Consider the following 21,471-nt stretch of genomic DNA (forward strand, 5'->3'; position numbering starts at 1 on the left):
GGAGGACGTTTCATGTTTCAGGATCCACTCAATGTGCCGCGTCCGGCTTTTCTCGAGCGCGAGGATGTGCGGATGTTCGAGGACTCGGTGCGCGGCTTCATGGCCAAGGAATGCGTGCCCAATGCCGAACGCTGGGAAGAGCAGGGCATGGTCGATCGCGAGATCTGGACCAAGGCTGGCAAGGCCGGGATCCTGTGCCCCTCCGTGCCCGAGGAATATGGCGGCGCCGGTGGCGATTGGGGCCATGAATACGTCTTCCACACGGCAGGCGCCGAAATCGGCGCAGCCGGCTGGGGCGTCGGCCTGCACAATTCCATCATCGCGCCCTATGTCACCCATTACGGCTCGGAAGATCAGAAGAAGTCGGTCCTGCCGCGGATGATTTCCGGTGATCTGATCGGCGCCATCGCCATGTCGGAACCGGGCACGGGCTCGGACCTGCAGAGCGTCAAGACGACGGCGATCAAGGACGGCAATGGCTATCGCATCAATGGCCAGAAGACCTTCATCACCAATGGCGGTTCGGCCAACTTCATCATCGTGGTGGCCAAGACCGACCCGTCCAAGGGCTTTGACGGCGTCTCCCTGCTGATGGTCGAGACCGACAAGGTCGAGGGCTTCCGTCGCGGCCGCCTCCTCGACAAGGTCGGCATGAAGGCCCAGGACACGGCCGAGCTCTTCTTCGAGGATGTCTGGGTTCCTGCTGACGCGCTGCTTGGTCAGGAAGAGGGCCAGGGCTTCATCCAGCTGATGCAGCAATTGCCCCAGGAACGCTTGCAGATCGCCGTCCAGGGCGTCGGCGCCATGAAACGCGCCCTGCACGAGACGATCAACTACACCAAGGAACGCGAGGCGTTTGGCCGTCCGATCCTGAAATTCCAGAACACCCAGTTCAAGCTCGCCGAATGCAAGACCAAGGCGACCCTGGCCGAGGTCTTCACCCATCACTGCTCGGAACGCCTGATGAAGGGCGAACTCGACGCCGCTACCGCCTCGATGGCCAAATACTGGGTCTCCGAAGCCCAGAATGAAGTCATGGACGAATGCGTCCAGCTGCATGGCGGCTACGGCTATATGCGCGAATACCCGATCGCCAAAATGTGGACCGACAGCCGCGTTCAGCGGATCTATGGCGGGACGAACGAGATCATGAAGCTGCTGATTGCGAGGACGCTTTAGGCTGATGAATGAGAGTGCGACATTTGCCGGGTCGGTCGATCACAGACCAAAGGCGCTGTCCGTCCTCGCGGGCATGGCGCCTTTGCTGGCCTATGACTTGGCGTCAGGTGTTTTCAGCTCGTTAGTAAACCTTCTGCCCGCGGATTTCATGTCCGAGCCGCGCACAATGCAGGCCGTTATGGACGCCCAGATTGCCGTTAGCGGGATTGCGGTGGCGTTGGCTTGCCTGTTGGTCGGCGCGCTTTTGAAGCGCAGCGGGACCGTTGTCTGGGGCATCTCGGGCCTGATTGTCGTCTTCGTCTTGCAAGTCATTGGCTACGTTGGAGCCATGCTGCCGCACTGGATCAGCGCCGCTCCGGATAGTGCTTTCGGTGCTGGGATGTTCTCGTTCGGAGAGACAGGGCTGAGCGTGCTGTTGCTGATTGGGCTGATCGTGCTGGGAAGCTGGCTGTCTAAATTCCGGAGACGCGCATGACCGCCGCCCGCGACAATTCCCTGCGCTCCCTCCTCATCGCCGCTCTCGCTGGCGGTGCGGGGACAGTGCTGGCGGCGCGGCTGGGCTCGGGCATCTGGTTCGGGGCGAGTTTCGCGCTGGCGGATTATCCGCAATGGCTGGGCCTGGCCCTGCCGCCGGTCGTAGCGACCCTGTTTGCGCTGGGGATGTCGTTTCTGCTTGGCTCGCGGCTGCGCGTACTGGCGGCGTTGATCGGCTATTGGGTGATCGCCACCGCGCCGATCCTGATCTCCATTCCGACCCATCTCCTGCTCGGCGGTGAAAACCCGGCCGAGTTTGCGCAATTGCGGCTCTACTCGCTGGTGCCGATGGTCCTCACCCTGCTGGCGCCCAGCGCCGCCTTTCTTGTCGCCCTCATCTTCGTCTCCGGGAAGCGCGCCTGATGTACACGCCCACACATTTCAAGATGGACGACGAGAGCGAGATGCGGGCGGTTATGCGCTCGTATGATTTCGGTCTGCTGCTGATCCCTGGCGAGCCTGATCTCGCCGCCACGCATATCCCCTTCAAACTGGCCGATGAGCGCCTGGTCCTGATCGGCCATGTCGCCATGGCCAATCCGGCGTCCGAGGCGATCAAGGCGGGCAGGGAGGCGATGGTGGTTTTCACCGGTCCGCATGCCTATGTCTCACCGACCTGGTATTCGCGGCCGGACGAGAATGTGCCGACCTGGAATTATGTCGCCGTGCACGCCTTTGGCACGCTGGTGCCGCTTGAGGGTGTCGAGGCCGAGCGGGCGCTTTCGTCGCAGATCGCGGACTTTGAAAGCGAGTGGCGGATCACCAATCTGGAAGAGAAGCGTCGGGCCATGCTGGAACTGGCCATCCAGCCTTTCGAGTTCGAGATTGACCGCCTGGAGGGCAAGGCCAAGCTCTCCCAGAACAAGCCATTGGAGGAACGCCTGCGCATCGCCCAGGCCCTCAATGAACGCGGCGAACACGCCGTTGCCTACCACATGATCGAAGACGAGGCGGAAGAGGATGACTAGTCCCGTGCCGCGCCTTCATCCGAGTTTTGAGTCGATAAAGGGAAAGATCCCGCCAAGGGAAAGGAACTGACCATGACAGAAGCCTATATCTTCGACGCCACGCGCACGCCGCGCGGCAAGAAAAAGAACGGAGCGCTCAACGAGATCACTGCGCTGCAGCTGGCCACCCAGCAGCTCGCCGCGATCCGTGACCGCAATAATCTCGACACCTCGCTTGTCGATGACGTGATCATGGGTGTCGTCTCGCCGGTCGGCGAACAGGGCGCCAATATCGCGCGCTCGGCCGTGATCAATGCGAATTATGCCGAGACCACCGGCGGCTACCAGATCAACCGTTTCTGCGCTTCGGGCCTGGAAGCGGTCAATGTCGCGGCCGCCAAGGTCATGTGTGGCGAGGCCGATTTCGCCATTGGCGGCGGTGTCGAAGCCATGTCGCGCGTGCCGATGGGCTCGGATGGCGGCGCCATGGGTGTCGACCCGGAGATTTCCTTCGACCATTACATCGTGCCGCAGGGCATCTCCGCCGACCTGATCGCCACCAAGTACGGCTTCTCGCGCGATGATGTCGACGCCTATGCGATGGAAAGCCAGAAGCGCGCCGCGCGGGCCTGGGAAGAGGGCCGGTTCGCCAAGTCCATAGTTTCCGTGAAGGACCAGCTGGGCACCACGATTCTCGCCCATGACGAGCATATGCGTCCGGGCACGGACATGCAGGGCCTCGGCTCGCTGAAATCGGCCTTCAAGGACATGTCTGACTTTGTCGGTTTTGAAGCGGTCGCCACCCAGCGCTATCCGGAAGTCGAATATCTCAACTGGGTCCACACCGGCGGCAATTCCTCGGGCATCGTTGATGGCTCGGCCATGGTTCTCGTCGGCTCGAAAGAGGCAGGCGAGCGTGCCGGTCTCAAGCCGCGGGCGCGTATCCGCTCGATGGCCTCTGTCGGTTCCGAGCCGACCATCATGCTGACGGGTCCGGTTCCGGTCACCGCCAAGGCCCTGAAAAAGGCCGGCATGGACGCCAAGGACATTGATCTGTGGGAGCTCAACGAGGCCTTCGCCGCCGTCGTTCTGCGCCTCATGCAGGCCTACAACATCGACCACGACATCATGAATGTGAATGGTGGCTCGATCGCCATGGGTCACCCGCTGGGCGCAACCGGTGCGATGATCCTCGGCACGGCGCTGGATGAGCTGGAACGGTCGGACAAGGAAACCGCCCTCGCCACGCTCTGCGTCGGCGGCGGCATGGGCACCGCGACCATCATCGAGCGGGTTTAAGGGGCGAGCAGGAGATACAGACGATGAAAAACTTCACACTCGAAATCGATCAAGACGGCATTGCCCTGGTCACCTTTGACAGCCCGGGCAAGTCGATGAACGTCATCTCGGCCGATGTCATGGATGACTTCGACGCGCTGACCGACAAAATCATCTCAGACGACGCCATCAAGGGCGTGGTCATCACCTCGGGCAAGGCGGCGTTTTGTGCCGGGGCCGATCTGTCGGAACTGGGCAGCTCCTCCTCCGAGCTGGCCAAGCTGCCGGAAGAGGAAATGAAGACGAAGCTGTTCGAGCAATGCTTCCGTCTCAACAAGACTTTCCGTGCGATGGAAACCTGTGGCAAGCCGATCGCCGCGGCGATCAACGGCCTCGCCCTCGGCGGCGGCTTCGAGATTGCCCTGGCCTGTCACTACCGGGTCATGCCGTCGGACAATCCCAAGGCCAAGCTCGGCCTGCCGGAAGCCATGGTCGGCGTGCTGCCGGGCGGTGGCGGCACCCAGCGCCTGCCGCGTCTGGTCGGCCTGATGAATGCCGCGCCGATCCTGCTGCAGGGCAAGCAGCTCGATGCCGCTGCTGCGCAGGCTCAAGGCATTGTTGACGCCCTGGCCCCGCTCGACGAGCTGGTCGCCAAGGCCAAGGGCCTGGTCAAGGAAGACCCCAAGGGTGCCAAACAGCCCTGGGATGGCGACAAGTTCCGCTTCCCGGGCGGTGGTCCCTACCACCCCGCCGGTGCCCAGATGTTCGGTGCCGCTTCGCCGATGCTGCGCAAGACCAGTTATGGCAATTACCCGGCCCAGCGCTACATCCTGTCCTGCGTCTATGAAGGCTCGCAGGTCTCGATGGACGCCGCGATCCGCATCGAGAGCCGGTATTTCACCAAGCTTTTGCTGCGCCCGGAAAGCCGCAACATGATCCGCTCGATCTTCCTGTCCAAGCAGGACCTGGACAAGGGCGGACGTCGTCCGGCCGGTCAGGACAAGGGCGAGATCAACAAGATCGCCATCATCGGTGCCGGTTTCATGGGTGCGGGCATTGCCACGGTTTCGGCCCAGGCCGGGATCGAGATTGTCCTCATAGACGCCACGCAAGAGGGCGCCGACAAGGGCAAGAAGCATTGCACCGACCATTTCGCCAAGGGTGTTGCCCGCGGCAAGCTGAGCGAAGAGAAGGCGGCCAAGCTGGGCGGTCTGATCACGCCGACCACGGATTACACCCTGATCAAGGATGTCGATCTGGTCGTCGAGGCCGTGTTCGAGAATTCCGAACTGAAAGCCAAGATCACCAAGATGGCGGAAGAGCAGATCGGCACCACGGCGGTGTTCGGCTCCAACACCTCTTCCATCCCGATCACTGACCTCGCCAAGGCGTCGGATCGTCCGGACAACTTCATCGGCATCCACTTCTTCTCGCCGGTCGAGAAGATGAACCTGGTCGAGATCATCATGGGTGAGAAGACGGGCGATTATGCCCTCTCGCGCACGATCGATTTTGTCACCCGGATCAAGAAGACGCCGATCGTCGTCTCCGACACGCGGGGCTTCTACGCCAACCGTTGCGTCATGCGTTATATCGGCGAGGGCATGAACCTCCTGGCCGAAGGCGTGAAGCCGGCCCTGATCGAGAATGCCGCCAAGATGGCCGGCATGCCGGTCGGCCCGCTCTCCCTGCAGGACGAAGTGGCGCTGGATCTCGGCGTGAAGCTGATCAAGCAGACCAAGGCTGATCTGGGTGACGCGCACAAGCCGTCCAAGACCGAGCCAATCCTGTTCAAGATGGTCGAGGAGTATGAGCGCTTCGGTCGCAAGAACGCCAAGGGCTTCTACGACTATCCGGCCGAGAAGGGTCAGCCCAAGCGTCTCTGGCCGGAGCTGGAGCAGTTTGCTCCGGGCGGCAAGTACGCCGACGAGCAGCCGACAGCGGACGAGATCAAGGACCGCATCCTCTACGCCCAGGCGCTGGAAGCGGCGCGTTGCATGGGTGAGGACATCGTCCAGGATCCGCGCGAGGCCGATGTCGGCTCGATCCTCGGTTGGGGTTTCGCGCCCTATACCGGCGGCACGCTGTCCTTCATCGACACCATCGGCGCCAAGGCCTTCGTGGCCCGCGCCAAGGAATTGGAAGCCGCCTATGGCGACCAGTTCGCGGTGCCGGACCTCCTCATCGAAATGGCCGAGAAGGGCGAAACCTTCTACGGACGCTTCGGCGCTCCGGCGGCGGTGGCGGCGGAGTAATCCGGGCTAAGCCTCACGGCGACTGCAAGAAACCGGCGCGGTATTGTTCGCGCCGGTTTTTTCTTGGGGCATGGAGTAAATGGTGTGTGCCTGTCCTTTGCGTCATCCTGACGAAAGTCAGGACCCAGTCTCGCAGGCGCGGTTTCACCAGACTTGCCAACAACCAGAGTCGCAATCTGGGTCCCGGCGTTCGCCGGGATGACGGTATTTAAGTCCAGGAATGGATGAGGACGCACGTCATTCTTGCGCGCTGCAGAGGCCGAGCGGACTCAATGAGCGCCCCTCGCTCCCGGCGCCTCCGGCGCAAACCCCACCCTAAACCGCTTGCCGAGAGTCCGCCGTATCCGCTTCTTCAGGTCAAGGGCCGCATCGCGGCCGCTTCGCGGTTTCACCCTTGAGCTGAAGAAGCGGATACGGCCTGCTGGCTTACAAGCGATTTATGGATCGCTCCGCGCGCGGCGCCTGGATCACAGAGGCAAGGTAGGCGCTTCGAGACTGTCCGTACAAATAGGGGTGCACACCAAGCAACCTGACGAATGCCTTATAAAATCAAGCCGAAAGAGCTTGCAAACAGATGTGTGGCCCTGTTCGTTCGAAACAATGGCCGGGTTCTGCGATATCCATTGGCGACCCTGCGGGCATGAACAAGCCGCCCTGCGAGGAGCGGCGAGAACGTATCGGTTGGCGGTACATTTTGGTTGACATGCGTACCGGCTATCGGTACAAAAAGTCATCGAAGTGGACGAGCCGATGATCCGCAGCTTTGCCGACAAGAACACCGAGAAGGTTTTTTATGGCGAGATGCCGAAGGGCTTTCAAAGCGAGCTGTTTGGCCGGGCGCGTCGGATACTGAACCGCATAGAGGCCGCACATGACGTCACCGATCTTCGCGTCCCGCCGTCAATGCGTCTCGAAAAGCTGACCGGCGACCGCAAGGGCTTCTGGTCAGTGCGTGTCAATGATCAGTTTCGGATCACGTTCAAATTCAAGGGCAATGATGCCTTTGAGGTGAAGTTCGAGGATTACCACTAAGCCGGGCCTGTCCCGGCGTGCCAAGGAGGGCCGCGTCATGAAGCAACATCTCATTCCGACCGCTACGGTTGGAGAGCATCTGCGGGAAGACTTCCTTCCCGACTACGGCATAAAAGCCCCCACCCTGGCCAAGGCGCTGGGCGTTCCCCGGTCTCGCGTTGTCCGCTTGCTGGACGGCGCACGCTGCGATGGTGATATGGCGCTCAGGCTGGGCCGCCTGTTCGGCACGTCGCCACAGTCCTGGCTAAATCTGCAAGCGCTGCACGATCTGTCTACTGCCCAAGCATTGGCCGGCGCGGAAATCGAAGCCAGCATTACGCCGCTTGAAGCGGCTTAGATTCAGCTCTGGAATAGCCGGCCAGACGCAATTAGTTCCCTAGAAAAAGCGTATACGGCCTGCTGGCTGACAAGTTATCTATGGCCAGGTGTGCGTTCGGCGCCCGGGCCCACGTGGCGGGCCGGTCCCCAGTCCAGAAACTGCAAGAAACCGGCGCGGCACTGTCAGCGCCGGTGTTTTTCTGGTCGCGCCTGGGCTAATCAGGGCGTGAAAACAGGCTGTTGAAAGTTTTCACCAGCTTTTCCACAAATTTCGGAATGTTTTCCACCAAACCCGAAAACTTGTCCACGAAATCGCACTTTCCATGCGTTGCGGCGCCGGGTCCGGCCTGTTTTACTTTGGTCATCGACAGCGACCGAAGCGGTTCGAAAGGACCGGGGATCGCCGGAGAGGATGGCCCGGGAAGGCAGGTTCGCAAGAGCCGGTTTTTAACGGGCAGGCAGGAAAGACAGGCCCGCAAGGGCCCGGAATTCAGGTCAGGTTTCGAGGCAAGGGTCCGCAAGGACCGGCGCTGAAGGGCTCACCGACCCGGAGAGACTGAACCGTCCGCGAGGACGGCGACCAGGGCGCCAAGATCCAGCGCTGCCTCACCGTGGTGCTGCCCCGGACGCAAGAAAGGGGAAGCCGAAGGGAAAGGTGTCAAAACCTCACCGGACGCAACACGGCCGCCCGCCTCCTGCCCCCTTGCCGGGACAGGGGCGGGCGGTTGGTGCGTTTGGGCGCTGCTGTCATGGCGTCCCGATGGCAACCGGATCGATGCGTGCCGAGTTGTGCATCGCCGCCAGACCTCACCCATCCCCAGACCTCGCCCATCGCCAGACCTCGCCCATTCCCAGGCCTTGCTCATCCCCAGACCGTCTGGCGACGCGAAGCCCGCATGCCGGGGCCGATCCGCCCGGGTTGTGGTGGCCTCTCTTCGCTGTTTTCCCCTCACAGGCGAATATTGTATTCGTTCGTTGACACAACCGGACTTGCAAGGTGTTGAAATCGGCACCGAAACACGTCTGGCGCAAAAATTGAACAAGATGTTAATCAAATATGAGATGCGTTAACCCATTCGTTGGCGACAATGCCCCTCGACGGGCAATCAAGCCCGGCAGACGAGACAGGTAGGCGATGTTTTCGCGAATTCCTCTTCGCTGGACCCTGAGTGCCTGGTCGGGCCATGCCCGGTCGCTGGCGCTGGTGTGCTGGACTGTCGCAGTCATCATGACCGGCGTCATGGGCTGGTCTGCCTGGCGGGCAGTCGATACGGCATCAAACGGCGTTGATCGCGTCGTCGCGCGACACGAAGCCGGTATTGTCTCAAAAGGTCGCGACCTTTTCATCGCTCGCCGCTAGGCACCAGACTTCCTGTACATGACCTGAAGGCTCGACATGCCCGTGAGCGGGCTGGCTGACCTGCCGAAGCAGGCTAGGCTCCGCCGGACACTATCTGCGGAGCGTCCATGACCTACACACTGATCGGTGCCCCTGTATCCCTGTACACAGGCAAGGTGCGCGGTTACCTGCGCTGGAAGAATGTCCCCTTCGTCGAGCGCCTGTCGACGCGCGAAGTCTACAAGGCGGATATTCTGCCCCGTGTCGGGTGGCCGGTCATTCCTGTGGTCATTCATGATGACGGGTCCGAGCACGGAACGACGCTGCAGGATACGACCGAGATCATCGATCATGTCGAGGCCAACGCACCCGGCCCGTCAGTCTATCCGGACACACCGCGCCAGCGCATGGCGGCCCTGATCCTGGAGCTGTTCGGCGACGAATGGCTGGTCATCCCGGCAATGCACTATCGATGGGCTTACAACCGGGAATTCGCTCAGCAGGAGTTTGGCGCCACCAGCCATCCGCACCTGACACCGTCTGAACAGTTCGCGGCCGCAGAAAAAGCGGTGGGATTTTTCTCGGGCTCGGTCGGTGGTCTCGGGGTGAATCCGGCCAGTGTTGCCGCCATCGAGGCTGCCCACGAGGACTTTCTTTCGGTGTTCGATGCCCATCTGGGAGAGCATGATCATCTGTTCGGGTCACGACCATCAATCGCGGACTACGGCCTGCTGGGGCCACTTTACGCGCATTTGCTGCGCGATCCGAAGTCTGGCGAATTGATGCGGCGGCTGGCGCCCCGTGTCGCCCGCTGGGCAGAGCAGTGCCATGCGCCGCAGCATTGCCTGACCGGTGACTTTCTGCCGGACGATGAAATTCCAGCCGGCGTCAGTCAATTGCTGCAGAGATTTGCTGCGCAGCAATTGCCGGTTCTGCTCGATACCACGGAGGCGTTGGATGCGTGGGCGGACGGCCAGGATCCGGGCAGTGAGGTGCCTCGTATACTTGGCTTCCACAAGGCGATTCTCGGACATGGCGCCAAGAAGGTCGAAACCGATCGTGCGGTCATTCCCTATCCCTTGTGGATGCTGCAACGGGTGACCGAATTCCGCGACAGTCTGAACGCGGCTGATCGTGCATCGGTCGACGAAATGCTGCGCAATACCGGTGCAGCAAAACTGGTCGATTTTGTCCCGCCCCGCCGACTGCAGCGGCGCAATTTCAAGATCGCGCTCGCGGACTGATCACGAAATTGTTGAGCGCGACCGGGAGTAGGCCGATCTAACCTGTTGCTCGAGGACAGGGAGGACATCATGCGCTCAATAATCATCTGCCTGGTTGCCGGGCTTGCCCCGATTGTCGCGACAGCGCCGACCGCCGCACAGATTCCATCATCCGTCAGCACCGCTCTCTCCGACGGCGATGTCCAGGCCTTGACCGAGGCCCTGGAGGCTGGAGCCGATCCTGATGCCCGCGTCGAGACCGGGCTGCAGGCGACCGCCTTGATGCTCGCCGCCTCCAATCCTGATCCGGGTCTGACCCGGGTCCTGATCGCGGCGGGGGCCGATATCGAAATCCGGGACACGATGGGTGATCCGGCGATCAACTGGGCGGCCTATTACGGTCATTCGGCCGTCGTCGCGGAATTGCTCGAGGCGGGCGCCAGCCACAGCCAGGTCGGGCATGGCAGTGTGTCGGAAATCGCGATCCGTCGCGGCAATCAGGCGACCATCGCGCTGGCGCTCGAGGCGGATGGTCAGCTTCCCGCGCGTGACCGCTTGGCCATCCTGCTGGAGACGGCCGCAATGACCGGCGATCTCGCAATGATGGCTGAGATCGGCCAGTTGCGTGATCTGTCGATGGCGACCGATTGGGCAGGGCGACCTCTCCTGCACGCAGCGGCACGCGCCGGCCGGGCCGACAGCGCAGCGGCCCTGGTCGCGGCGGGCGCGGATGTCGACGCCGTCGATGCCATCGGATTCACAGCCCTGTTCGAAGCCGCCCGTGATCGCCGGGCTGAGGTGGTCGATGTGTTGATTGAGGCGGGAGCGGATGTCGATCATGTGGCATTCGAGAATGGCATGTCCCTGACCGCAGTCCACCTCGCGGCTATCGGCGGTGACGCCGGGATCGTCCGTCGGATCGCTGCTGCCGGTGCCAATCTGGACCGACAGGGTGTGACGGGTGCGACCGCCCTCTACTGGGCCGCCTTTGAGGGTCAGCAAGACGCGGTTCTTGCCCTGCTTGATGCGGGCGCGGACCCCGATATCCGACCGGATGGTACACCTGACTTCGCCGCAATCGCCGAGATGCTGGACTGGCCAGATGTCGCGGCCCGCCTGGCGGAGCGACCTGCGGACTGATTGTTCACCCAGCGTAAAATCTGGCCGTGTCAATTCCTGCCGAAATGGGATAAATACGCGCCTGGACGGGTTTCACTTGCTGGTGAGGAATGAATGGACCGGATCGATGCGTTGCGGCTTTTCTGTTCCGTTGCCGAATTGGGAAGCTTCACCAAGGCGGCCGAACGCGAGGCCATGACGCCAGGTGCGGCGTCCAAGCAGATCACCGCGCTCGAGCAACGCCTGCAGGCCCGACTGTTCGAGCGGACGACGCGATCTGTGCGCCTGACTGACGCTGGTGAGGCCCTGCTGGACCGGGTCCGCCCCTGGCTGGACGAGTATGACGGTCTGGAACAGGGCGTCGCCGATGCCCGGTCGGCCCCGGCCGGTGTGTTGCGTGTCGCTGCGCCGGTGGATTTCGGCGCCCGCCGTCTGATGCCGATCATCACACAGTTCATGAATGACTGGCCTGGCGTCGAAGTCCGGCTGTCCTTGGCCGATCGCATGGTCGATCTGGTCAATGAAGGTTTTGATGTCGGAATTCGCATCGGCAACCTCCCCGACAGCGCGCTGATCGCCAAGCGCCTCGCTGCGGCCTGTATGTCGGTTGTCGCGTCGCCGGAGTATCTCGCCCGGGCCGGCCAGCCGACGCATCCGTCCGAACTGGCCCAGCACCAGATCGTCATCGACCGCAACAAGCCGGCACCGCACCTGCTCAAATTCATCCGGGATGGCGACGAGGTCGAGGTCCGGGTGAACGGGCGGCTGACGCTGAATGGTGCGGTTGCGGCAGTGACGGCCGCGTCGGCCGGCGTCGGTATCGCCTGCTGCCCCCGCTGGGCTGCGGAACAGGCGCTGGCCGATGGTCGTGTCGTCGAAATTCTCACTGACTGGAATAGCGAGTTGCGGTACCTTTGGGCTGTCTTCCCGTCCAATCGCTATCTCGCACACCGGGTCCGGCTATTCGTTGACTTTGTCGCCGATCAGTTTCCCGACCGGATCTGAGCGGCGCTGCGGGTGCAGGGCGGCGGGCCGGGTCAATTTCTCCCGCTCAGCTTCCGTTCATGTGTTAGGCTATTCAAAGGCAAGTGCTGTTCGCGCGGAGAGCAGCCAAGATGCGGGTTCGCGAATTGAGGGGCTTCGGGGCAAATGGTTTTACGCACACTTCTACTGGCAATGGTCGCCACTAGCCTCGCGGCTTGTGCCACGACCACGGTTTCCGACAGTCGCAATGGCGGCAGCATGGCAAGCGCTGCGTTCAACTACGCCCCGTCCAGCCGAGCGCCGGTCACTGGTGCGGGCTATGATCTGATCGGTGATGCCGGTTGGAGCGGTCGTCTCGCCTACGTCGATGACGAGGGCGATGCCCGCGCCCGCCTGACCATGGCCTATGATGGCGGCGATGCGGTCGAAGTCGATCTGGATATCGCCATGCCCTATCTCGATGGCGGTGTGCGCCGCTTTCACGGGACCGACAGCAATGGCCGTGCCGTTGAAGTCGAGCTGCAGGCGGGGCCGTGCCACGAGCCGGGTGGCGACACGCTGATCTATTCAGCCGATGTGATGATTGCCGGGCGGCAGACGGCAAGCGGTTGCGGCCGCGAGGCTGGCGGCGCCCTGGACCGCTGGTCGAACTATCTGATGACCTATCTGCCGGTGATCGACATGTGCCTGGGCGAATTTCGCGACCAGGCGCAGCATGTCTCCTACGCCTATACGATGAGCGGCGGTGAAACCGGTGTCCGCCTGGTCGATCTGGACTCCCGTACCTGGGAATGCGCGACGCGTGAAGGTGGAGAGGCGATCAATTCGGTCCGGCCCCTGGACGCTGCCGATGCCATGTTTGGCGAAGGCGATCCGATCTTCGTTCGCGGCTCGATGCCCGCCTTCGGCGAGGGGTGTTATGTGTATGAAGCTGTCCGTGCGGAGGATCAGACCCTGATAGGGGCGTTCGGATTTGATGCCTGCGACACGGGTGACATCGCGTCGCTGGACCCGGATGTCGGCTGAACTCTCCGCTTAACCGCGTCTTTACACGACGCAGATCATGGGTTGGCCCATGCGCGCGACTATCCTGACCCTTCTGAGCAGCCTCGTCCTGACCGCCCCGTCAGCAGCCGAGATCACCGACTTGCGGGCCCGCCTTGTTGGGGACGCCGGACAGATATGGATTGCCTTTGATGAGCAGCCAGCCGGGGTGACCGGCGAGGCCACCGAAAGCGGGCTGATTGTGACGCTTGAAGGTGTCACCGTGCGGCCCCGCTCGATCAGTCCGGCCTCGGATGACCTGGTGGCAGGCGTATCTGTGGAGCCAACCGATGGCGGCGGAATTGTCCGTCTTTTTGCCAGTCGCGGCTGGCAGGGTGCCCGGGCTGAATTGCGCCAAGGTGGAGTGTTGGTCAGCATGACCGTCACCGCGGCTGCGGAGGTCCATGTTCCTGCCTCGGTTTATGCGGTCAGTAACGCCGGACCGGCGTCGACCGTCGCCGCCCCACGGCACAATGAAACAGATGTCCAGGACGCCAGTGACCCGGCGTCCCGTCCGGTCATTGACCATACGCCCTCCGACGCTGCTGCGGCTCAGCCCCGGCCCGGTCCGGCCAATCTCTTTGCCGGCAATGCGACCCCGGACGCCGCGGCGTCCGGGGGTTCCGTGGCACCGCCGGGCGTCTGCGTCGAACAGGCCCGGGCCGTGACTGCGAGCCCGTGGGATGATGAACTTCTTCACGCTCAGGCCGCCTGCCTCAGTGCGGGCGGGCATCTGGAACCCGCTGCTGCCATCTACGAGCAGATGCTGGCTTTCGAGCCGGAGAGTTTCCGGGCCACGGTCGCCCTGGCCGAAATCCGGGTGGAACAGGGCGACACCGCCTCCGCACGCGAGCTCTATGACCGGGCCGCCTCGCATGCCATATCCGACGCTGAAGCCGCCCGCGCACGCTCTCGCCTGAGAGCCCTGCGCGAGCAATAGGATCGACCCCGCGCACGGGATTTCAACAATATGGACGACAGCGAACCGAAGGGCCGGGTGCTCATCATTGCCGGGTCGGACAGTGGCGGCGGTGCCGGCATCCAGGCCGACATCAAGGCGGTGACCGCGATGGGCGGCTATGCGGCAACCGCGATCACCGCCATCACCGTCCAGAACACACTGGGCGTCAGCGCCATCCACCCGGTCCCGTTGGACATCATCAAGGGTCAGATCGAGGCGGTCCTGTCGGATATCGGCGCCGATGTGATCAAGACCGGCATGCTCGGCACAAGCGAGATCGTCGCCCTGGTCGCCGATTGCCTGAACGCTTTGGAGGTCCCGATCCCGCTGGTGCTCGACCCGGTCATGGTCGCGACGTCCGGCGACATGCTGGTGGATGACGGCGCGCAGACCGCGATCCGTGACCGTCTGCTACCGTTGGCCACGCTGGTCACGCCGAACATCCCCGAAGCGGAAAAACTGACAGGCCTGGAGATCGAGGACATTTCCGGCCAGCTGGAAGCCGCCAACCGCCTGATAGAGATGGGCGCGCGTGCGGCGCTGGTCAAAGGCGGGCATCTGGAAGGACCGGCGGTCACCGATGTCCTGGTCTCGACCCGCGGCATGGAATTGTTTGACCGTCCGCGCCTGCCCGGACGAAATACGCATGGCACCGGTTGCACGCTGGCATCCGCAATTGCCGGACTGCTGGCCGATGGTGCCTCACTGCATGATGCCGTGCGTCGGGCCGGTGACTATCTGCATGAGGCCATCGCCCGCGCGCCCGGTTTCGGAGCCGGTCATGGTCCCGTCAATCATGCCTGGGTGACGCGGCCCTAGTCGTGCATCTGGATGTATTCGAGCCGACCGATCGGTGCGATCGCGGCCTGGACATCCGGGCGGGCGACAATCCGGTCGCGGGCCTCGCGCAAGGCGGCATCCGCCGGGAAGTGCTCGGCCGGATACTGGGTGTCATAGGGCTGGAGACGCATCAGTACATTCTCGGCCTGGGCCGGGTCACCAAGTCGCTCCAACAGGAATGCGGCGGCATCCTCGTCGCGATCCTGACACAGCAGCAGGTCGAAATACCCGTCCCGATCAAGCGCGCGATGTTCTTCCGAAAACGCCAGCGATGGGGCCATCTGGGCGGGTTCACCGAGGCGGTGTGCGGCGCAGGCACGGGCCAGATGGACCTGCAGCCAACCATATTCCGAGGCGCCGCGCTGCTCCATCGATGACAGGCGGTCCAGAACGGCCTGGTCGTCGCCGATTGCCAAATCGACATAGGCCAGGTTGATCAACTGGTTGACATTGGGACGGCCATCCTCATTGCGCCGGCTGGCGGTCTCCAATGTGGCGCGGCCGAAGGCGATGTGTCCGAGCGTCAGCTCGGCATGGCCCCAACGGTCGAGCAGCCAGTTGGTGTAGTCGTCGGCATCCTCGAACGTGTCGCCCGACTGCATGCGGCGCCAGGCCGCGGCGGCCAGCTCGCTGGCCGCGGCATGACGGCCCAGATCGACCAGATAGCTCATCTGGTCGGTGATCGGCTCGATATGGTCCGGATGGGCTTCGCTGTCGGCCACGCTGCGGGCCAGCATGTCGAGTGTCTCGGCGCGCGGATCGGTGAGGGCAGAAAATCCCGGTTGCTGCCACAGGGGCGAGAACTGGTTGAGAACCCGCAGACGGCGGGCGCCGCTGGCACTGGTCATCTCCGCCAGCAAGGCCATCGCCGCGTCGACCTCGCCGGTCTGTGTGAGGTGGCGGATGCGCAGATAGTGCAGGGAACCGCCATGGTCGAACGGATTGTCGGAGGTATATCCCGCGATCATCAATTCGAGCGCCTCGCCTTCGGCGACGTGGTCACCCGCCCCGTTCAGCGTGTCGATGATGTCGTGCAACTGACCCGATGACAGGGCGTTGCGGGCGTCCGGGAAGTCAGCGTCCAGGTCGCGATAGATGGCCAGGGCGCGGGCGCCATCCTCGCGGCGAATCGCGATCGGCAAGGCCTCCGTCAGGATTTCGTGGCGCGGCGTTCCCAGGGCCTCGGCCTGTGCCCAGTGTGCCTCGCTTTGCGCGTGGTCGCCGGTTTCGGCATAGGCCATCCCGACCTGGAAATGCAGGCCGGCGCGATAACTTTCCGGCATGAAGGACACGCGATCATGGGCGAGAAGGGTTTCGCCCGCGCTCTGGGCCTCGGTCCAGTCGGAGGCTAGCCAGGCTGCATCGAGGGCCCGCACCAGATCCATCGGATTGACCGCGTCATCGGCTTGGGCCGCTGGACCGAATGCCAGGGCAAGGCTGATCGCCACGGCCCGCAAGATGCTTTTCATAAAACTCCCCCCACACAGGCGGCCAACAGAGCAACCCGCTGCAATATTTGCGACAATGCTGGCTGACTGCAAGGTCAGGTTTACACCCGGTTACGCAGTGTCCGATTGCCGCCGCGGGCGAGCCAGACCCCTGTCAAGATAACGACCAGAGCCAGAGCCGCGGTCCAGCCAACCAGCTCGCCGATGACAAGGCCGGTCAGAAGTGCGGCAATCGGGGTGAGATAGTTGGCGACGGCGAGGAAGTTTGGCCCCGCGGTGCGCGCGACATGCATCAGGATGACCGAGGCAAAAGCTGTCGGGCCCAGGGCCAGCCAGGCCGCCGCGAGCCAGGCGCTGGGGGCGACATTCTCGACCTGTACCAAGTCCCATATGCCCAGTGGCAACGTAAATATCGTTGCCATGATCAACATGCCGGCTCCAGCGACCGAGGGAGAGGTGTCGGGCATCAGGCGGGCCTGGATGGCATTGATGGCGTAACAGGTCGCTGCGCCAATCACTGCCAGCTGCGCCAGCGTGTCGGCGCCGCCCAGAGCCGCCAGAGCCGAGGGGCCGAGCAGGAGGATGACACCGGCAAAGCCGACAATCAGGCCGAGCAGGGCTCGCAGCGTCATACGTTCACCGGGCACGAAGGCATGGGCAAGGCCGACCGTGACGAGCGGCATGGTCGCCACCAGAATGCCGGCCAGCGCGCTGTCGATGTAAAGCTGCGCCCAGCTGACCAGGAAGAAGGGCAGCGCATTGCCGAACAGGCCCAGCCCGGCCATCCACAGCCAGCGCCGGTCGTTCAGCGGCGGCAGACGGCGCCCGCGCATGTGGGCCCAGACAGTCAGGGCAAGAGCGGCGAGACTGAGGCGGACAAAGATCAGCGCGCCCGGCGGCAGGGTTTCGACGCTGTGCTTGATGAAGGCGAAGGCGGAACCCCAAAGCACGGTCAGCAGGAGCAGGGCAGCCCAGTCGCGCGGGCCGACCGTGTGAGGCGTGGGAGTGGATGTCAAAGCAAGGTTTCCAGTACCGATGCGAACCGCTGGAAGTCTGCCTCATCATTGTAGACATGGGGTGTGATGCGCATCCGGTCTCCGCGCTGGGAGACGAATATTTTTTGAGCGGCCAGTTGGGCGAGCAGGTCTGCCGGGGCGTTGTCCGGCAGGGACAGGCTCAGATAATGCGGCGCACGGTCCGGCGTGGTTTCGCGTAGTCCCAGCGGCGCCAGTCGGTCGGCGAGCTGGCGATTGGCCTGACCCAGCGTAGCGGCCAGTGCCTCGCTGCCCCAGTCGAGCATGGCTGACAGGCTGGCCGAAGCAGCGGGGACCAGCTGGAAATTCGAGCGCTCGCCCATGTCGAAACGGCGGGCACCGGGCGCATGGGCGTCGGCATAGTCGACCAGGCGGGCGAAATCCTCGGCCCGGTCGCGCACGATCCAGTTCTGCTCCAGCGGTTCGCCGGATTGATGGTGCGGTGCGACGTAAAGGAAGCCCATCGCATAGGGGCCTAGCAGCCATTTATAGCTGGCGGCGACGGCGAAATCGGGTTGGATGGCGGCGAGGTCGAAGGGCATCACGCCCAGCGACTGGGTTAGGTCCAGCACCAGCGCCGCGCCTTGCCGCCGGGCCGCGTCGCTGATCGTGGCAAGGTCGAGCGCGCCGCCATCGGCCCAGTGGACCTGCGGGCAGGCGACGATGGATGTGGCGGGTGAAATCGCCGCCAGCATGGCCTCGGTCCAGCTCTGATTGTCCGACCGGGAGACGGTGCGGACGCGGGCACCATGCTCGGTCGCGAGGTCGCGCCAGACATAGACGTTTGACGGGAATTGCTCGGCCAGTACCAGGATTTCGCTGCCGGCATCGGGCGCCAGATTGCGGGCGGCCGTGGCGAGGCCATAGGAGGCGGCGGGGACCAGCGCGATGTCGTCGGCCGTGGCGCCGAACAGGCGCGCGGCCTGCGCGCGCAGCTGCTCCGGAGCGTCGAAGAAGTCGGCCTGGACCTGGTAGCGCCAGGGTTGACCCTTGCGGGCATAGCTGTCCTGTCCGGCGGCGATGGCCGACTTCGGCATCGGACCCATATAGGCGGCGTTAAGATAGCAGGTATCGCGCGGCAGATCGAAACGGTCGCGTTGCGGGGAAATCAGGGGCGTTGAAATCATGGCGAAAGCTCTTGCCCCGCGCCGGGGAGGGCGTCAACGTGCGCTGCAACATGAACCGTCCGACCCACCGCGATTCTCCGGAGACCGAATTGGCCGATACCAGCACGCCTGCCGAAACCCGCCCGCAAAATCCCAAGCCGGTCCTGCGCCCTGCCGATCCGCGCTTTTCCTGCGGTCCGGTGAAGAAATATCCCGGCTGGTCCTGGGATGCGCTGGCCGACGCGCCTCTGTCGCGCACCCATCGGGCCGGAGCCCCTGTCGCGCGGATCAAGGAAGCCATCGAGCGCACCCATGCCCTGCTCGAACTGCCCGAGGGCTACAAGGTCGCCATGCTGCCCGGGTCCGATACCGGCGCCATGGAAGCGGCGATGTGGTCGCTGCTGGGCCAGCGCGGCGCCGACGTCTTCTCGTGGGACGTGTTTGGCAATCGCTGGACGCTGGACGCCCGGGACGAGTTGAAGCTGAAGGATTTGCGGGTCTTCCAGGAGCCGGCCGGCACACTGCCCGACATCAGCCAGTACGACCCCAAGCGCGATGCGATTTTCACGCTCAATGGCACCGCCGCCGGCGTCTGGATCCCGGATTTTGACTGGATCGATGCGGACCGTGAAGGCCTGACCTTGTGCGACGCCACCTCCGCCGCCTTCGCGGTCGAGATCGACTGGTCGAAGATCGATGTGCTGACCTTCTCCTGGCAGAAATGCATGGGCGGCGAGGCCCAGCACGGCATGCTGGTGATGAGCCCGCGCGCCATCGAACGCCTCGACAGCTACCGCCCCGACTGGCCGATTCCCGGCCTGTTGCAGCTGCACACCAAGGGCAAGGCCAATATGGCGGTCTATGAGGGCTCCACCCTCAACACGCCGTCCCTGATGGCCGTCGAGGACTATCTTGCGGCGCTGAAATGGGCCTCACGCATTGGCGGTCTGCCGGAGCTTATCCGTCGCCGCGAGGAGAATTTTGCCGCGCTGGATGAGTGGGTCAGCCAGGCCGACTGGGTCGCGTATCTGTGTGAAAATCCGGCCCATCGCTCGCCTGTTTCGGTGACGCTGAAATACACCGACCCGGACGTCATCGCGTCGGGCGAGGACGCGCAATGGGACCTGACCAAGCGCATTTCCTCGCTGCTGGAGCGCGAGAATGCGGCGCTCGACATCACCATGCACCGGGCCTCTGTGCCGGGGATTCGTATCTGGTGCGGGCCGACCGTCGAGCGTGACGATTTGGCCGCACTGGGGCCGTGGCTCGACTGGGCATATCGCGAAGCGCTGGACGCGGGCTGAGACACGCTTTATCCCGTTTGCACCAGCCAACAGACCGGTCGCATCGGCGGCCCGAGGGGACATCATGAAATCCATCCTGACGACGACCGCCGCTTTCGCCCTGCTGACCGGAACCGGCCTCGCCGATGATCGCGGTATGGAATTCCGCCTCGGCGTGACCGCGCACGATCTCGCCGATCACGTGGAAGATGGCCCGAATGTCACGCTCGACCTGCTGTTCGGCTCGCCGGACTTTCTCGAGGTGATCTGGTCGCCGCGCCCGTATCTGTACGGCTCGTTCAACACCAATGGCCTGACCAATTTCGGCGGTACGGGCCTGGCCTGGGACTTCGAGGTCGCCGACAACCTGAACTTCGAATTCCGCACCGGCCTGAGCTATAATGACGGCGTCGAGGATATCGACCCCAACTCGCCGCCCGGCGATCCGACCCGCATCCGTCTGGCGACCACGCGCTCGCTGATGGGCAATGAGATTCTGTTCCACAACGCCATCGGTCTTGATTACGACCTCAATGACCGCTGGTCGGTCGGCGCCTATTACGAGCACATCTCCCACGGCCAGATCCTGGCCTCCGGTCGCAACCAGGCGCTCGACAATGCCGGCATCCGTTTCGGATACCGCTTCGGGAATTAAAGGGTGCGAGCTTTAGCTCCGACACTTTTCCTCCCCATCTTGATGGGGAGGTGTCTCGACGCGTAGCGGCGAGACGGAGGGGCCGCCGCAGGCGGCGAACTCCCCTCGCTGCGCTCGGCCCCATCGACCCCTGCTACTCCAAGACTACGCAGGGCCCACTTCCCCATTTCATGGGGAAGAAAAGTGGCTCACCAAGTCCTCGCCCTTGATGGGCGCGGCACTGCTTACTCGCCCCGCGCCGCTGCCGCCTCGCCCGCGCGAGGATCGTCAGCCTTGGGGACATAGATACCGACAAACACCGTCTGCCAGTTTCCTTCGGCATCGCCTTGGTCAAACTGTTGGGTGACAGTGCCGTCCCCGTTGGGGGTCCAGGTGCCGCGCAGCGGGGCGCGGGTGTCGGTCTGGACGGTGTAGGCCTCGCCGGTCAGGACCATGGCGCCGGCCTCGTCGAGCCCGCCGGTATAGTCGATATACCAGCCATTGCTCATCCAGACCTGGCGCCAGGCGCCGATCAGCGGGTCGTGGACATTGATACTGTCGCCGGTATTGCCGCTGGCGCCGACCCAGTGTTCGGTGACCAGGCACCCGCCATTGATGCGTTCGATTCTATTGTGGCCGAGATACGGGCCAGTGGCTTCCTCGGTGCCGGGGGCATAGACATTCCATTCCCCGACCCAGAAATCGAACGCGTCCCAAGGCGCGCCGACGCAGGCGTCGGGCGGCGTGGTGGGCGTTTGGGAGAGGGCGGTGCCGGCGCTGGCGAGGCTCAGTCCGGCGGCGATGAGAACGGTTTTTGCGGAAATCATCGAATACCCCCTTTTATCGTGCTTCCCAGCGATGAACAGTGCACGAGGCTACCCAATCCACCGCATTCCTGCAAACGGGTCTGGTC

Annotated in this window: 22 protein-coding genes; 17 read left to right on the forward strand and 5 right to left on the reverse strand. The window is 63.4% G+C overall.

The window, feature by feature from the left end; genetic code table 11:
* Positions 1 to 12 precede the first annotated feature (12 nt).
* From ACN0X9_RS11985 to ACN0X9_RS12020, 8 genes are all read left to right on the forward strand, one after another.
* Positions 13 to 1,179: an acyl-CoA dehydrogenase family protein gene (locus tag ACN0X9_RS11985; protein ID WP_417487812.1), complete on the forward strand. Its 1,167-nt coding sequence runs from the start codon at positions 13 to 15 to the stop codon at positions 1,177 to 1,179.
* Positions 1,180 to 1,183: 4 nt separating this feature from the next.
* Complete coding sequence (locus tag ACN0X9_RS11990; protein WP_417487813.1) at positions 1,184 to 1,654, forward strand: hypothetical protein; 471 nt, start codon at positions 1,184 to 1,186, stop codon at positions 1,652 to 1,654.
* A complete protein-coding gene (locus tag ACN0X9_RS11995; protein ID WP_417487814.1) occupies positions 1,651 to 2,076 on the forward strand; it encodes a hypothetical protein in 426 nt (141 codons plus the stop codon). The genes ACN0X9_RS11990 and ACN0X9_RS11995 overlap by 4 nt, the downstream gene beginning before the upstream one ends.
* Positions 2,076 to 2,681 carry an FMN-binding negative transcriptional regulator gene (locus ACN0X9_RS12000; protein WP_417487815.1) on the forward strand — a complete coding sequence of 202 codons (606 nt, stop codon included), beginning with the start codon at positions 2,076 to 2,078 and terminating at the stop codon, positions 2,679 to 2,681. Before ACN0X9_RS11995 ends, ACN0X9_RS12000 begins: the two co-directional genes overlap by 1 nt.
* 72 nt (positions 2,682 to 2,753) lie before the next feature.
* On the forward strand, positions 2,754 to 3,959 hold the full coding sequence (locus tag ACN0X9_RS12005; RefSeq protein WP_417487816.1) for an acetyl-CoA C-acetyltransferase: 1,206 nt from the start codon (positions 2,754 to 2,756) through the stop codon (positions 3,957 to 3,959).
* Positions 3,960 to 3,982: 23 nt separating this feature from the next.
* The gene (locus ACN0X9_RS12010; protein ID WP_417487817.1) at positions 3,983 to 6,193 is read left to right on the forward strand and encodes a 3-hydroxyacyl-CoA dehydrogenase NAD-binding domain-containing protein; all 2,211 of its coding nucleotides are present in this window, start codon (positions 3,983 to 3,985) and stop codon (positions 6,191 to 6,193) included.
* Between the two features lie 750 nt (positions 6,194 to 6,943).
* Positions 6,944 to 7,225: a type II toxin-antitoxin system RelE/ParE family toxin gene (locus tag ACN0X9_RS12015; protein WP_417487818.1), complete on the forward strand. Its 282-nt coding sequence runs from the start codon at positions 6,944 to 6,946 to the stop codon at positions 7,223 to 7,225.
* A 37-nt stretch (positions 7,226 to 7,262) separates the two neighbouring features.
* The gene (locus ACN0X9_RS12020; RefSeq protein ID WP_417487819.1) at positions 7,263 to 7,562 is read left to right on the forward strand and encodes a HigA family addiction module antitoxin; all 300 of its coding nucleotides are present in this window, start codon (positions 7,263 to 7,265) and stop codon (positions 7,560 to 7,562) included.
* Between the two features lie 196 nt (positions 7,563 to 7,758).
* Here the strand turns inward: ACN0X9_RS12020 and ACN0X9_RS12025 are convergent, their stop codons facing one another.
* Positions 7,759 to 7,908, reverse strand: coding sequence for a hypothetical protein (locus tag ACN0X9_RS12025; protein WP_417487820.1), 150 nt, complete (start codon positions 7,906 to 7,908; stop codon positions 7,759 to 7,761).
* Between the two features lie 770 nt (positions 7,909 to 8,678).
* Between ACN0X9_RS12025 and ACN0X9_RS12030 the strand changes: the two genes are divergently transcribed.
* From ACN0X9_RS12030 to thiD, 7 genes are all read left to right on the forward strand, one after another.
* Positions 8,679 to 8,903 (forward strand): hypothetical protein, encoded by a 225-nt coding sequence (locus ACN0X9_RS12030; protein ID WP_417487821.1) that lies wholly within the window; start codon positions 8,679 to 8,681, stop codon positions 8,901 to 8,903.
* A gap of 107 nt (positions 8,904 to 9,010) precedes the next feature.
* The gene (locus ACN0X9_RS12035; protein ID WP_417487822.1) at positions 9,011 to 10,126 is read left to right on the forward strand and encodes a glutathione S-transferase family protein; all 1,116 of its coding nucleotides are present in this window, start codon (positions 9,011 to 9,013) and stop codon (positions 10,124 to 10,126) included.
* A 69-nt stretch (positions 10,127 to 10,195) separates the two neighbouring features.
* A complete protein-coding gene (locus ACN0X9_RS12040) occupies positions 10,196 to 11,245 on the forward strand; it encodes an ankyrin repeat domain-containing protein (RefSeq protein WP_417487823.1) in 1,050 nt (349 codons plus the stop codon).
* A 93-nt stretch (positions 11,246 to 11,338) separates the two neighbouring features.
* On the forward strand, positions 11,339 to 12,229 hold the full coding sequence (locus ACN0X9_RS12045; RefSeq protein WP_417487824.1) for a LysR family transcriptional regulator: 891 nt from the start codon (positions 11,339 to 11,341) through the stop codon (positions 12,227 to 12,229).
* A 144-nt stretch (positions 12,230 to 12,373) separates the two neighbouring features.
* Complete coding sequence (locus ACN0X9_RS12050; protein ID WP_417487825.1) at positions 12,374 to 13,234, forward strand: hypothetical protein; 861 nt, start codon at positions 12,374 to 12,376, stop codon at positions 13,232 to 13,234.
* Positions 13,235 to 13,283: 49 nt separating this feature from the next.
* On the forward strand, positions 13,284 to 14,192 hold the full coding sequence (locus ACN0X9_RS12055; protein ID WP_417487826.1) for a tetratricopeptide repeat protein: 909 nt from the start codon (positions 13,284 to 13,286) through the stop codon (positions 14,190 to 14,192).
* A gap of 30 nt (positions 14,193 to 14,222) precedes the next feature.
* Complete coding sequence (gene thiD / locus ACN0X9_RS12060) at positions 14,223 to 15,032, forward strand: bifunctional hydroxymethylpyrimidine kinase/phosphomethylpyrimidine kinase (RefSeq protein WP_417487827.1); 810 nt, start codon at positions 14,223 to 14,225, stop codon at positions 15,030 to 15,032.
* Here the strand turns inward: thiD and ACN0X9_RS12065 are convergent.
* The 3 genes from ACN0X9_RS12065 to ACN0X9_RS12075 form a co-directional block, all read right to left on the reverse strand.
* Positions 15,029 to 16,522, reverse strand: a complete 1,494-nt coding sequence (locus ACN0X9_RS12065; RefSeq protein ID WP_417487828.1) for a hypothetical protein — start codon at positions 16,520 to 16,522, stop codon at positions 15,029 to 15,031. The two genes, thiD and ACN0X9_RS12065, sit on opposite strands and share 4 nt — an antisense overlap.
* Before the next feature lie 80 nt (positions 16,523 to 16,602).
* Positions 16,603 to 17,517 carry a DMT family transporter gene (locus ACN0X9_RS12070; RefSeq protein WP_417487829.1) on the reverse strand — a complete coding sequence of 305 codons (915 nt, stop codon included), beginning with the start codon at positions 17,515 to 17,517 and terminating at the stop codon, positions 16,603 to 16,605.
* Positions 17,514 to 18,662 carry an aminotransferase class V-fold PLP-dependent enzyme gene (locus ACN0X9_RS12075; protein WP_417487830.1) on the reverse strand — a complete coding sequence of 383 codons (1,149 nt, stop codon included), beginning with the start codon at positions 18,660 to 18,662 and terminating at the stop codon, positions 17,514 to 17,516. The genes ACN0X9_RS12070 and ACN0X9_RS12075 overlap by 4 nt, the downstream gene beginning before the upstream one ends.
* A gap of 50 nt (positions 18,663 to 18,712) precedes the next feature.
* On the opposite strand from ACN0X9_RS12075, the gene ACN0X9_RS12080 reads away from it, so the two are divergent.
* Positions 18,713 to 19,945 (forward strand): phosphoserine transaminase, encoded by a 1,233-nt coding sequence (locus ACN0X9_RS12080; RefSeq protein WP_417487831.1) that lies wholly within the window; start codon positions 18,713 to 18,715, stop codon positions 19,943 to 19,945.
* Positions 19,946 to 20,009: 64 nt separating this feature from the next.
* On the forward strand, positions 20,010 to 20,579 hold the full coding sequence (locus ACN0X9_RS12085; RefSeq protein WP_417487832.1) for an acyloxyacyl hydrolase: 570 nt from the start codon (positions 20,010 to 20,012) through the stop codon (positions 20,577 to 20,579).
* Between the two features lie 224 nt (positions 20,580 to 20,803).
* On the opposite strand, the gene ACN0X9_RS12090 is transcribed toward ACN0X9_RS12085, so the two are convergent.
* Positions 20,804 to 21,385 carry a hypothetical protein gene (locus ACN0X9_RS12090; RefSeq protein WP_417487833.1) on the reverse strand — a complete coding sequence of 194 codons (582 nt, stop codon included), beginning with the start codon at positions 21,383 to 21,385 and terminating at the stop codon, positions 20,804 to 20,806.
* Positions 21,386 to 21,471: the final 86 nt, after the last annotated feature.

This window comes from Maricaulis sp., from assembly GCF_048268525.1.
Classification (GTDB): Bacteria; Pseudomonadota; Alphaproteobacteria; order Caulobacterales; family Maricaulaceae; genus Maricaulis.